The 11,797-nt window shown below is 73.3% G+C and carries 10 protein-coding genes; 2 read left to right on the forward strand and 8 right to left on the reverse strand.

Translation table 11 applies throughout. The features are described from left to right. Positions 1–89 precede the first annotated feature (89 nt). The 3 genes from J5Y04_RS00890 to ggt form a co-directional block, all read right to left on the reverse strand. Complete coding sequence (locus J5Y04_RS00890; RefSeq protein WP_209408894.1) at positions 90–701, reverse strand: hypothetical protein; 612 nt, start codon at positions 699–701, stop codon at positions 90–92. A 153-nt stretch (positions 702–854) separates the two neighbouring features. Continuing rightward, a complete protein-coding gene (locus tag J5Y04_RS00895; protein ID WP_209408896.1) occupies positions 855–1,658 on the reverse strand; it encodes an exodeoxyribonuclease III in 804 nt (267 codons plus the stop codon). 138 nt (positions 1,659–1,796) lie between these two features. Then, positions 1,797–3,599: a gamma-glutamyltransferase gene (ggt, locus tag J5Y04_RS00900; RefSeq protein ID WP_209408898.1), complete on the reverse strand. Its 1,803-nt coding sequence runs from the start codon at positions 3,597–3,599 to the stop codon at positions 1,797–1,799. Between the two features lie 209 nt (positions 3,600–3,808). On the opposite strand from ggt, the gene J5Y04_RS00905 reads away from it, so the two are divergent. Continuing rightward, complete coding sequence (locus tag J5Y04_RS00905) at positions 3,809–4,162, forward strand: VOC family protein (protein ID WP_209408900.1); 354 nt, start codon at positions 3,809–3,811, stop codon at positions 4,160–4,162. An 81-nt stretch (positions 4,163–4,243) separates the two neighbouring features. Here J5Y04_RS00905 and J5Y04_RS00910 read toward each other — a convergent pair whose 3' ends face one another. Genes J5Y04_RS00910 through J5Y04_RS00925 form a run of 4 tightly spaced genes read right to left on the reverse strand, consistent with a single transcriptional unit; the run spans position 4,244 to position 8,257 of the window. Next, on the reverse strand, positions 4,244–5,350 hold the full coding sequence (locus tag J5Y04_RS00910) for an ROK family glucokinase (RefSeq protein ID WP_209408902.1): 1,107 nt from the start codon (positions 5,348–5,350) through the stop codon (positions 4,244–4,246). Beyond that, positions 5,347–6,201 (reverse strand): ATP-binding cassette domain-containing protein, encoded by an 855-nt coding sequence (locus J5Y04_RS00915; RefSeq protein WP_209408904.1) that lies wholly within the window; start codon positions 6,199–6,201, stop codon positions 5,347–5,349. The genes J5Y04_RS00910 and J5Y04_RS00915 overlap by 4 nt, the downstream gene beginning before the upstream one ends. Continuing rightward, the gene (locus tag J5Y04_RS00920) at positions 6,198–7,241 is read right to left on the reverse strand and encodes an ABC transporter permease (protein ID WP_209408907.1); all 1,044 of its coding nucleotides are present in this window, start codon (positions 7,239–7,241) and stop codon (positions 6,198–6,200) included. Before J5Y04_RS00920 ends, J5Y04_RS00915 begins: the two co-directional genes overlap by 4 nt. Then, entirely contained in the window at positions 7,238–8,257 is a 1,020-nt protein-coding gene (locus J5Y04_RS00925) for a sugar ABC transporter substrate-binding protein (RefSeq protein WP_209408909.1), read from the reverse strand. Before J5Y04_RS00925 ends, J5Y04_RS00920 begins: the two co-directional genes overlap by 4 nt. A 358-nt stretch (positions 8,258–8,615) precedes the next feature. Between J5Y04_RS00925 and J5Y04_RS00930 the strand changes: the two genes are divergently transcribed. Next, a complete protein-coding gene (locus tag J5Y04_RS00930; protein WP_307852863.1) occupies positions 8,616–9,725 on the forward strand; it encodes an alpha/beta hydrolase-fold protein in 1,110 nt (369 codons plus the stop codon). 135 nt (positions 9,726–9,860) lie between these two features. On the opposite strand, the gene J5Y04_RS00935 is transcribed toward J5Y04_RS00930, so the two are convergent. Continuing rightward, positions 9,861–11,453, reverse strand: coding sequence for a PucR family transcriptional regulator (locus J5Y04_RS00935; RefSeq protein ID WP_209408915.1), 1,593 nt, complete (start codon positions 11,451–11,453; stop codon positions 9,861–9,863). Positions 11,454–11,797 lie beyond the last annotated feature (344 nt).

Raw genomic sequence — 11,797 nt, forward strand, 5'->3', positions numbered from 1 at the left:
AGGACGGTGCCGCCGGGCCATCGGCCCGGCGGCACCACACGGCCGACCGCAGGACCACCGGCGCGCTCGTCCTCGCCGGCGGCGGTCCTTCAGGCGGAGCCGGCACCGGTCCGCCGCCGCAGCAGCCAGAAGCCGCCGATGCCGCCGACGACCAGCGCCGCACCGCCGGCCAGCTCCGCCGGGTTGGAGGCGACCGAGCCGCCGAGGCCGGTCTTCACCGCGCCGTGCGGGGCGATCTGCTGGCTCCCCGCGCCGGACTGCCCGAGCGATCCCGCCCACTCCCCGGCGGCCTGTCCCCACTCGCCGAGGCTCCCGGCCGGCGACGACGTGGTCGTCGACGCGGACACGGTGGTCACCGTGACGCTGGTGGAGAAGGCGGCGCCGTCGGGGCAGGTGCCGTCGACCTTGTTGTCGCCGCTGTACTTGCCCGCCAGCCGGGCCGAGCCGGTGTGCTTGCCGTCGGAGCCGAGCGTGAGGGTGGCCGGGCCGCCCTCGAACGCCTGGGAGTTGGCGGTGATGGTCTTGCCGTCGGGCTTGTCGGACTTCTCACAGGAGACCGTGACCGTCACGGTCTGGCCCGGTGCGGCCTGGGAAGGGCTGACCGTGGCGGCGCCGTCCTTGGCCAGCGCGATGGGGGCCGTCAGGCCGGTCAGCACCGTCGCGCCGATCAGGGCGGCGGCGGCCGTACGCGTGGGGCGCATGCCGGAACCTCCGGGATTCTCGGGCGCAGCCGGGGACTCCGATGTCCTCGTGATCGAACAACCACACCCAGTCACTCACCGACGGTAGGCACCCCTCCCCCGCCCGGCCACCGCTCTGGACCGTTCGAGGGAGGACCCGCTACCGGGAGTGGATCAGAGGTCCAGGTCGACGACGACCGGGGCGTGGTCGGAGGTGCCCTTGCCCTTGCGGGCCTCGCGGTCGACGTAGCTGTCGGTCACGGCGTCGGCGAAGGCCTTGTTGCCGTAGGTGAGGTCGATCCGCATGCCCCGGTTCTTCGGGAAGGCCAGCTGGCGGTAGTCCCAGTAGGTGTAGGGGCGGTCGTACTTGAGCGGGCGGGGGACGACGTCCTGGAGGCCGGCCTCGGCGAGGGCGGCGAGGGCGGCGCGCTCGGCGGGGGTGACGTGGGTGAGGCCCTCGAAGGCGGCGACGTCGAAGACGTCCTCGTCGGCCGGGGCGATGTTGAAGTCCCCGAGGACGGCGAACGGGCGCGGGCCGGCGGCGTCCTCCAGCGCGGCCTGGCGCAGGGCCTCCAGCCACTCCAGCTTGTAGCGGTAGTGGGCGTGGCCGACCTCGCGGCCGTTGGGCACGTAGACCGACCAGACCCGGACCGGGCCGCAGGTGGCGGCGATGGCGCGCGGCTCGACGTCGGACAGCAGGGCGTCGTCGGCGAGGTAGCCGGGCTGGCCGGGGAGGTCGCGCACGACGTCGTCCAGGCCGATCCGGGAGACGACGGCGACGCCGTTCCACCGGCCGGTGCCGTGCGCGGCCGTCTCGTAGCCCAGCTCGCGCACGGCCTCGTACGGGAAGGCGTCGGCGGCGCACTTGAGCTCCTGGAGGCAGAGCACGTCCGGCTTGGCGCTCTCCAGCCATTCGAGGAGCTTGGGCAGCCGCGCGGTGACGGAGTTGATGTTCCAGGTGGCGATGCGGACGGTCACGGCGGGCGGCCTTCCCGGTGGTTCGGACGGTGGTTCGTCGGGTCGTGCGGACGACGGGTGGGCGCCCGCAGGACGCCCACCCCGAATCTACCGCCGCCCACCGACAAACCGGCCCGGCCCCGGGCGCGGGCCGGTGCCTCAGGGGGCGGGCCGCACCACCGCCGCCGCGCCGCCGCCGCGGCGGACCGGTTCGGCGGCCGCCACCCAGCGGCCGTCCGGCAGCCGTTCGACGCCGGTCGCGGCGCCGATCTCGGGCGTGCTCGCGAACACGTGGCCGAGCGCCTCCAGCCGGGCCCGCTCGGGCAGGGCGAGGAAGGCCGGCTCGGCCTGCGTGGCGGCCGTGTTGCGCTGGCTGGCGCGCGGCGCGGCGATCGCCTGCTCCAGGCTCAGCCCCCGGTCGAGGCGGCCGAGCAGCACCTGGAGGGTGGTGGTGATGATGGTCGCGCCGCCGGGCGAGCCCGCCGCCAGCACGGGCTCGCCGTCGCGCAGCACGATGGTCGGCGAGAGCGAGGACCGGGGGCGCTTGCCCGGGCCGGGCAGGTTGGGATCGGGCACCCCGGGGGTGAGCGGGGTGAAGTTGAAGTCGGTCAGCTCGTTGTTGAGCAGGAACCCGCGGCCGGGGACGGTGATGCCGCTGCCGCCGGTCTGCTCCAGCGTGAGCGTGTAGGAGACGACGTTGCCCCAGCGGTCGGCCACGGTCAGGTGGCTCGTGCTGAGGCCCTCGTACGGCTCGGCGGCGGGCGCGGGGCCGGCGCTCGCGCAGGCGGCCGGGTGGCGCGGGTCGCCGGGGGCGAGCGGGCTGGTGAGGGCGCGGTCGGGGCTGACCAGGCAGGCCCGGGACGCGGCGTAGCGCTCGGAGAGCAGCTCCTTCACCGGCACGTCGTTGAAGGCCGGGTCGCCGACCCAGCGGTTGCGGTCGGCGAAGGCGATCCGGGAGGCGTCCAGGAAGTGGTGGTAGTACTGCGTGGCGTCGTAGCCGCCGACCTCGCCGTCCTCCAGGATGCCGAGCGCCTCGCCGACGGTGGTGCCGCCGGAGCTGGACGGGGCGATCGAGTAGAGGTCGTGGTCGCGGTAGGCCACGTGGGTGGGCTGCTGGCGCTTCGCCTGGTAGCCGGCCAGGTCGGTGGCGTCCACCCGGCCTGGGCGGGCGTTGCGCCCGGACGCCGGGTCGACCGGCGGGTGCTGGATGGTCCGGACGATGTCGGTGGCGAGGTCGCCCTGGTAGAGCGCCTTGGTGCCCTCCTTCCCGAGCTGCCGGTAGGTGGCGGCCAGGTCGGGGTTGCGGAAGGTGGAGCCGACGACGGGCAGGTTGCCGCCGGGGAGGAAGAGCTTCGCCGTGTCGGGGAAGTCCTTGAACCTGGCCTGGTTGAGCGCCGTCTGGTCCTGGAAGGTCTGGTCGACGGTGAAGCCCTGGTCGGCGATCCGCTGGGCGGGCTTCAGCGCGTCGGCGAAGGAGCGCCTGCCCCAGAGCCGGACGGCCGTCTCCCAGGTCGCCGGGGAGCCGGGCACGCCGACCGACAGCCCGCTGGTGACGGCGTCGGCGAACGGCAGCGGCTTGCCGCCCTCCAGGAAGAGCCCCTCGTCGGCCGTCCGGGAGGCCGTCTCCCGGCCGTCGATGGTGGAGACCCGCCCGGTGGCGTGGTCGTAGTAGACGAAGTACCCGCCGCCGCCGATCCCGGCCGAGTACGGCTCGGTGACCCCGAGCGCCGCCGCGACGGCGACCGCGGCGTCCACCGCGTTCCCGCCCTTGCGCAGCACCTCGATCCCGGCGGCGGTGGCGTCGGCGTCCACGCTGGCGACCGCGCCGCCCCACCCCACCGCCTCCGGCACCTTGGGCGGCGACTGCACTGGTGGCCCCGCCGCGGTGGCCGGCCCCGCGACGGAGCAGACCAGGGCGGTGGCAAGAAGGAGCGACGGGGCGATGCGGGCCAGGGCTCTCATCCGGAAATGCCTCCTGAGTCGACGTCAACTCCGTTGTTTCACAGGAGCCATGGCCGCGACAACAGGGCCGCTTCACTACCAACGGGTAGTTGACGTACGGCCGCCGGAGACGGGCGGGGCGGGAGAGCGCGTTCCGGGCTCGGTGCCACGGGAGGGGCGCGCTGGTGCGGTGCCGGCCGGACCGGTCGCCCTCCTGGCAGGATGGCGCCATGGAACGTGTGCTTGGAATCGGTGGGTACTTCCTGCGGGCCGCCGACCCGGCGGCCCTGAGCGCGTGGTACCGCGACTGCCTGGGCCTGGACGCCGACGAGCACGGCCTGTGGCGTCAGGAGGCCGGGCCGACGGTGTTCGCGGCGTTCGAGGCCGGGACCGACTACTTCGGGTCCCGCACCCAGCAGACCATGCTCAACTTCCGGGTCCGCGACCTGGACGCGATGCTCGCGCAGCTGCGGGCCAAGGGAGCGGACGTGGCCGGGGACACCCAGGACATGGAGGGTGTGGGCCGGTTCGGCTGGGTCACCGATCCCGAGGGCAACCGGGTCGAGCTGTGGCAGCCCGCCTGACCCCGCCCGGTCGCGCGGCCTGACCCGGAGTGGGAAGTCGGACCGGCCGACTTCCCACTCCCCCGCGCGCCGGGACGAGCCCTACGGGACGCTGCGTTCCACCCGGCGGCGCTTGATGGTGCGGAAGCGGCGGGCGACCTGGCGGGCGAGGTCGGCGGCGCCGACCAGGCCGGCCTCGTTGCCGAGGGCGGCGTGCACGATGGTCGCCTCGGGGCGGAAGCCGCGGCCGGTGAGGGTGCGGCGGAAGGTGTCGCGGGCGGGGGCGAGGAGGAGGTCGCCGGCCTCGGAGACGCCGCCGCCGATGACGAAGCGGCCGGGGTCGAGGGCGGCGGCCAGGTTGGCGATGCCGACGCCGAGCCAGGTGCCGACCTCGTAGAGGAGCTCGGTGGCGGTCGGGTCGCCGGCCCGCGCGGCCTCGGTGACCAGCGGGCCGGTGATGCCCTCGACGGTGCCGCCGGCCCGGGCGAGCAGCGGCTGGACCACCGGGGACTCCTCGGCGACCAGTTCGCGGGCGTCGCGCACCAGGGCGTTGCCGGAGGAGTACTGCTCCCAGCAGCCCCGGTTGCCGCAGGGGCAGCGGTGGCCGCCGGGCACCACCTGCATGTGCCCGAACTCGCCGGCCAGCCCGTACTTGCCGCGGTCGACGAAGCCGTCGCGGACGACGGCCCCGCCGATGCCGGTGCCGAGGGTGAGCATCACCATGTGGTCCTCGCCGCGCCCGGCGCCGAAGCGCCACTCGGCCCAGGCCGCGGCGTTGGCGTCGTTCTCGACGATCACCGGGAACCGCAGCCGCTCGCTGAGCACCTCCTGGAGCGGCTCGTTGCGCCAGTTGAGGTGCGGGGCGAAGAGCACCTTGGAGCGGTCGGCGTCGACCCAGCCGGCCGCGCCGATGCCGACCGCGTGGACGTCGTGCCGGTCGGCGAGCTGGAGCACCAGCTCGACGATGACGTCCTCGACGACCTTGGCGCTCTTGCTCTTGTCGGGGGTGTCGGTGCGCAGCTTCTCCAGCACCTTGCCCTCGCCGTCCACCACGCCCGCGACGACCTTGGTGCCGCCGATGTCGACGCCGATGGTGGGCAGCCGCAGGAGGCCTGCGGGCAGGGCACGGCGGCGGCGCTCGGCGCGCGGGCCGAGGCCGAGCAGGGTGGGCAGGACCGGCGGCCGGGTGGCGGCGTTGGGGCTGGTCACGGCTGCGGGCGCTCCTCAGGGGTGTCGACGGGTTGCGGGCGGGCGAGTTCGTGCGAGAGTTCGGCGAGGTCGGAGCCGCCGGCCATCTCGGTGGTGAGCTCTTCGAGGCCGATCTCGGCCCTGGGGTGGCTGCCGGCCATCCGGCCCCGCCTGAGCAGGGTGAAGTGGTCGCCGACCAGGTACGCGTGGTGCGGGTTGTGGGTGATCAGCACGACCCCGAGCCCGGCGTCGCGCGCCGCGGTGACGTACTTGAGCACCACACCGGACTGCTTGACGCCGAGTGCGGCGGTCGGCTCGTCCAGGATCAGCACCTTGGCGCCGAAGTGCACGGCACGGGCGATGGCGACGCACTGGCGCTGGCCGCCGGAGAGGGTGCCGATGGGCCGGTCGACGTCGTGCAGGTCGATGCCCATCCTGGCGAGGGCCTCGCGGGTGGTGGCGCGCATCCCGTCGGCGTCCAGCCGCAGGCCGCCCCACCGCTTGTACCCCTGCTCGGAACCGAGGAAGAAGTTCCGCCATACGGGCATCAGCGGCACCACGGCGAGGTCCTGGTAGACGGTGGCGATGCCGCGGTCGAGGGCCTGGCGCGGGGAGTCCAGGCGGACCTCCTCGCCGCCGATGGCGTAGGCGCCCTCGTCGTGCCGGTGCAGCCCTGCGATGATCTTGATCAGGGTGGACTTGCCGGCGCCGTTGTCGCCGAGCACGCAGCTGATCTCGCCGGCCCGCAGGGTGAGCGAGACGTCCTCCAGTGCGCGGACCGTCCCGTACGTCTTGCCGACGCCCTTGAGGGAGAGCAGCTCGGACGGGAGCGGCTCGGTGGCGAGCGGCTCGGGGGAAGGCAGGCCGGTCATCGCGGTCCCCTCTCGGCGCGGCGCTTGACCCAGGAGTTCAGCAGGGCCGCGAGCAGCAGCATCGCGCCCAGGAAGAACTTGAACCAGTCGGGGTTCCACTGGGCGTAGATGATGCCCTTGCTGGCCATGCCGAAGATCAGCGCGCCGAGCGCGGAGCCGGCCACCGACCCGTAGCCGCCGGTGATCAGGCAGCCGCCGATGACGGCCGCCACGATGTAGATCAGCTCGTTGCCGACGCCCTCGCCGGACTGCACGGTGTCGAAGGAGAACAGCAGGTGCTGGCCGAGCACCCAGGCGCCGAAGCCGACGCCGAGGTAGAGCACGGTCTTGGTCCGGGCGACCGGCACGCCGACCGCGCGGGCCGCGGCCGCGTCGCCGCCGACCGCGAAGATCCAGTTGCCGAAGCGGGTGCGCAGCAGCACCCAGCTGCCGACCACCAGCAGGCCGAGCCACCACCAGACGGTCGCCTTGATCGTCAGCCCGCCGACGGTGACCTCGGAGGCGAAGAGCCAGCGGCAGGAGCCGAAGCCCTCCATGTCGGAGATCGGCTTGGTGGAGACGGTGCCGGAGACCAGCTTGGTGACGCCCAGGTTGGCGCCGGTGAGCATCAGGAAGGTGCCCAGCGTGACGATGAAGCTGGGGAGCTTCGTCCGGCTGAGCATCCAGCCGTTGAAACCGCCGACGGACAGCGTGACCAACAAGGAGACCAGCACGCCGACCCAGGTCACCGCGGTGAGCTGGTAGCTGACCATGGACGAGGTCAGCGCGGCGGTGGTGACGAGCACGCCGGCCGAGAGGTCGAACTCGCCGCCGATCATCAGCAGGGAGACCGGCACCGCCATGATCCCGATGGTGGACGCCGCGTAGAGCACGGTGCCCAGCGAGGAGACCTGCAGAAAGGGTTCGGCAACGGCGGAGAAGACCAGGAACACGGCGGCGGCGGCGATCAGCGCGCCCAGCTCGGGCCGGGCGAGCAGCCGCCGCAGAGCCGCCGGGCGGTCCTGGGCGGGGTCCTGCACGAGCAGGTCGGGGGTGCTCAACGCGTCCCCCTCGCGACGTACTCGGCGAGCGCGTCGGCGTTGTCCTTGGTGAGGATCTGCGGGCCGGTCAGCACCGGCTTGCCGCCACCGAGCATGTCGAGGTTGGAGCGGTAGAGCCAGAGCAGGTCGACGCCCTCGTAGCCCTGGAGGTAGGGCTGCTGGTCGACGGCGAAGCCGACGCTGCCGGCCTTGAGCCCGGAGACCACCTGCGTCCCGAGGTCGAAGGTGTCCAGCTCGACGGTGCGGCGGGCGTCCTGGATCGCCTGGAGGCCGGTGGCGGCCATCGGGCCGGAGAGCGTGAGCACCGTGTCGATGGCCGGGTCGGCCTGGAGCTTGGCGGCGAGGGCGGCCCGCGCGTCGGGCATGTTCACGCCGTCCACGTAGAGCACCTGGAAGGCGCCGCCGGCCTTGGCCTGGGCACCGGAGCAGCGCTGTTCCTGGCCGACGTTGCCCTGCTCGTGGATCACGCAGAGCACGTTCTTGCGCCCGCGCGTCGCCAGCTCGGCGCCGGCGGCCTGGCCGGCGGTGGACTCGTCCTGGCCGATGTGGGTGAGGGCGCCGAACTTGGCGGAGAACTCCTGGCCCGAGTTGATGGTGATCACCGGGATGCCGGCGGCCTTGGCCTTGCCGAGGACGTCGCCGAGCGCGTCGCCCTTGGCGAGGGTGACCAGCAGGCCGTCGACCTTCTGGTCGATGGCGGCCTGGACGAGCTGGACCTGGTTCTGGGTCTGCGCGTCGTTGGAGTACAGGAAGGTGATGTTGTCCTTGGCGGCCGCCTGCTCGGCGCCCTTGCGCACGGTGTCCCAGAAGGCGTCGCCGGCGCCCGCGTGGGTCACCATGGCGATCTTCCAGCGCGGGGTCGTGACGGCGCTGCCGGCGGCGGCCGAGGCCTTGGCTCTGGCCTGCTCGGCGCGCAGGCCTCCGGTACTGCTGCAGCCGGCGACGGCGGCCAGCAGGACCAGGGCGGCGCAGACGGGCCGGATCCGGTGGGAAGGTCGGAAGCGCGTAATGCTCATGACCATAGTCTCGCTGCACGCCGTAGCGGCCCGTGCACCGCCTCGCCTGCCACCGCGCTCCGCCCGGGCGGTATCGTGCCCTGCCGGGGGGAAATCCTGGGAGTCGGCTGGGCGCATCGTCAGGGCACGGGCCGTCAGGGTGGCAGACTAGGACGGACCCGAAAAGGGATCATCACGGAAACGTGATGTTCCTCTCAGGTTCCACACAGATTAGGACGGCAACCGATCCCCGTTCCTGGCCGTCCGATGTCATTGGAGCGAGTTCCGGGCGAGTGGGGCCCCGGACGGCTTTGAACCCGGATACGAGAACTTGATGCAACTGACAGGCACGCCATTCTTCCTCTGCACGGTCATTCTCGTGCCGATCTCCATCGCAGTGGCCCTGCTGCTCTGGGGCAAGGTGCGCGGGCCCCGGCCGGTGCAGATCCTGTCCAGGCTCGCGATGATCGTCTTCTGTCAGGTCACGGCCGTGCTGATGGTCTTCATCATGGTCAACAACGCCAACCTGATCTACGGCAGCTGGGACGACCTCCTCGGCACCGGCAAGCACGTGCGGGCGGTGCCCTCGGTGCCGCCGGCCGACCCGGGTGCCGGTGGCACGGCCGCAGCGTCCGGCGGCCAGGGGGGCAGCGGGGACGCCAAGCAGCCGCCCAAGGTGGCGCAGCAGTTCCGCGGCGTGGACGACCCGAAGGTGCCGAACGACGTCCAGAAGACCGACCTGAAGGGCCAGCTGTCCGGCGTGGACGGCGAGGTCCTGGTCTGGCTGCCGCCGCAGTACCACGACCCGGCGTTCAAGGACAAGAAGTTCCCGGTCGTCGAGCTGATCCCGGGCTTCCCGGGCTCCTCCTCCACCTGGTACGGCACGCTGAAGGTCTCCGAGCAGCTCAAGCCGCTGATGCAGCAGGGCAAGGTCGCCCCGTTCATCCTGGTCTCCCCGCGCACCCTGCTGCTGGGCAACAGCACCGACGCCGGCTGCACCGACGTGCCCGGCAAGGTCAACGCGGACACCTGGCTGACCCGGGACGTCCCGCAGATGGTGCTGGACAACTTCCGCGCCGACGCCTCCCCCGACCGCTGGGCGGTCGCCGGGTACTCGGCCGGGGCCCACTGCGCCACCAAGCTGTCCCTGGCCCACCCCAACCGCTACCGGGCCGGCGTCAGCCTCTCCGGCTACAACGACCCCGCGACCGAGAAGGACTCGCTGGTCGGCAAGGACCCGAAGCTGCGCGAGGCGAACAACCCGGTCAACATCGTCAAGACCGCCGCCCAGCCGCCGAAGGTCGCCCTGTACATCTCCGGCAACAAGGGTGACGGCTACGAGGACGGCCAGGCGATCGCCGCGGCCGCGAAGGCGCCGACCACCGTGCAGGTCCAGGAGACCACCGGGCCGCACTCCAGCGACGTCTGGAAGAACATGGTGCCGGGCGTGTTCGAGTGGATCACCAGTGTGATCCCCGCCCAGCCCTGACCGGTTGAGACGAAGGGCCCGCCGCGATCCGCTCGCGGCGGGCCCTTCGTCGTCCGGCCGGCCTGCCGGACGGTCAGGCTCCGGACGGTCAGGCTCCGGGTGGTCAGCCCGCCGTGGCGTCAGCCCGCCGGGCGGTCAGGCCAGTTCGAGGGCCAGGTAGAAGTCCACCCGGTCCTCCAGCCGGGAGAGGTCCCGGCCGGTCAGCTCCTCGATCCGGCCGATCCGGTAGCGCAGCGTGTTGACGTGGACGTGCAGCTGGCCCGCGCACCTGGTCCACGAACCGTCCGAGCGCAGAAACGCCTCCAGGGTGCGGACGAGGTCCGCCTGGTGCTCGATGTCGTAGGCGATCACCTTGTCCAGCAGCCGGCTGCGGAACGCCCGGCGGACCTCGTCCGGGACGGCCGCCAGCAGCAGCACGTGCGAGGCCAGCTCCTCCGGGCCGGCCACGCAGACCCGGCCGACCCGGGCCGCGGCGATCCGGCGGGCGTGCCGGGCCTCCTCCAGGGCGCCGCGCAGACCGCCCGCCTCGGAGGCGGGGGCGGAGACGCCGAGGGTGATCCGGCCCTCCGAACCGAGGCCGGCCTCCAGCGGGGCGAGCAGTTCGCGCAGGGTGTCGGCGGGCACCGCGCTGTCCAGCGCGGGCAGCACCACGACGGCGCCGGTGCCGGCCCCGGCGATCAGCGCGCGGTCGGTCGTCCCGCCCAGGGCCTCCTCCAGGACCGAGCGCACCGTCCCCTCCGGCAGGCCCGTGCCCTCGGCGCTGAGCACCAGCCAGGAACCGTCCTGCGCCTGGGGCTTGGGCTCGTGGCTCTCGTAGCGGGCGGCCATCGCCGAGGAGGCGTAGAGGGTGCGGCTGATCTCGGCCGGGTCGGCGTCGCGCTGCAGCAGGGTGAGCACCTCGTCGGCGAGGCGGCGGCGCAGCCGGCGGCCCTCGTCGCGGCGCTGCCGCTCGGCGGCGACCAGCCGGGCCAGGTTCTCGGCGAGCTGCTGGCGCTTGCCGGTCCACTCGGTGACGTCGCCGGCCACCGCGAGCACCCAGTCGGCGAGCGGCGACTCGGCGTCGGGGGTGGCGGGGGCGGGCAGCAGCGAGTAGGAGCCGGTGACCAGCCGGGCCCGGTGCGGGGGGCGGCGGCGCTGGCGCTGGGCGCCCAGGTGGGCGCGGACCAGCTGGTCCCGGTCCTCGGCGGAGAGCCGGTCGGCCGGGCCCGCGATCACCGCGCCGGTGGGGGTGAGCACCCAGCAGTCGAGGTCGAGGTCGCCGCCGAGCAGGTCGAGGACGGCGTCCAGGCCACCGCCGCCGGCCGCGGAGACCAGCAGGCGGTGGCGGTCGACCAGGGCGGCGAGGTCGGCCGCGCGGTCGGCGGAGACCTGCCGGCCGATGAACTCGGTGACGGTGCCGAAAGCGATGTCGTCGGGTACCGCCAACAGGGGCATGCGGTGGCGGCGACAGGCGTCGACGAGGTCCTCGGGGACGGGGCCGACCTCGGCCTCGCCGGCCGCGAGGGCGACGGCGCCGCCGGCCACGATGGTCCGCACGAACCGCTCGGAGTCGGCGGGCCCGGTGCGCCAGAGCATGCCGGTGAGCACCAGCTCGCCGCCGTGCAGGTAGCGGCCCGGGTCGTGCAGGTCCGTGGTCATGACGCCGCTGACCTGGCGGTCAAGCTCTTCCTCCGCCGCGAGCAGGCGCAGTCGCGGGGCTCCGGGGGCGAGCAGGTCACGGACACGCATCCGGGACTCCTAACGGGCTGGGGGGAGGGTGAAAGGGGGCCCGAGCGCTCGGTCCGGGGAGACAGTGTGCCCGAACATCTGTGCTCGGTGTTACGTACCGACCGGCGCCCGGATCACGGGGCCATAGCTTGGGAATCACGGCCGGATTACGGTCGTAGGTAGCGCCCGGTAAACGGCTGGGCTGCGAGATTGTCCGCCTTAGAGGAACGTACAGGATGCCGGGCGGGACCACAGCCGGGGCTTCATGCCATCGGTGACTGCCAGTGGGCCCCGTCACAGCGGTTCACTGGCCACACGCCGCCGGACACATCCCGGTGACCAGGATCGGACGCCGAGGTAACGAA

The organism is Kitasatospora sp. RG8, assembly GCF_017813315.1.
In the GTDB taxonomy this organism is placed as follows: Bacteria; Actinomycetota; Actinomycetes; order Streptomycetales; family Streptomycetaceae; genus Kitasatospora.

What these genes read in the sequence shown, in the direction of transcription:
- J5Y04_RS00905 (WP_209408900.1), top strand. Translation starts at nt 3,809, where the DNA reads ATGGAACGTGTGCTTGGAATCGGTGGGTACTTCCTGCGGGCCGCCGAC.
- ggt (WP_209408898.1), bottom strand. Translation starts at nt 3,599, where the DNA reads ATGAGAGCCCTGGCCCGCATCGCCCCGTCGCTCCTTCTTGCCACCGCC.
- J5Y04_RS00925 (WP_209408909.1), bottom strand. Translation starts at nt 8,257, where the DNA reads ATGAGCATTACGCGCTTCCGACCTTCCCACCGGATCCGGCCCGTCTGC.
- J5Y04_RS00890 (WP_209408894.1), bottom strand. Translation starts at nt 701, where the DNA reads ATGCGCCCCACGCGTACGGCCGCCGCCGCCCTGATCGGCGCGACGGTG.
- J5Y04_RS00935 (WP_209408915.1), bottom strand. Translation starts at nt 11,453, where the DNA reads ATGCGTGTCCGTGACCTGCTCGCCCCCGGAGCCCCGCGACTGCGCCTG.
- J5Y04_RS00915 (WP_209408904.1), bottom strand. Translation starts at nt 6,201, where the DNA reads ATGACCGGCCTGCCTTCCCCCGAGCCGCTCGCCACCGAGCCGCTCCCG.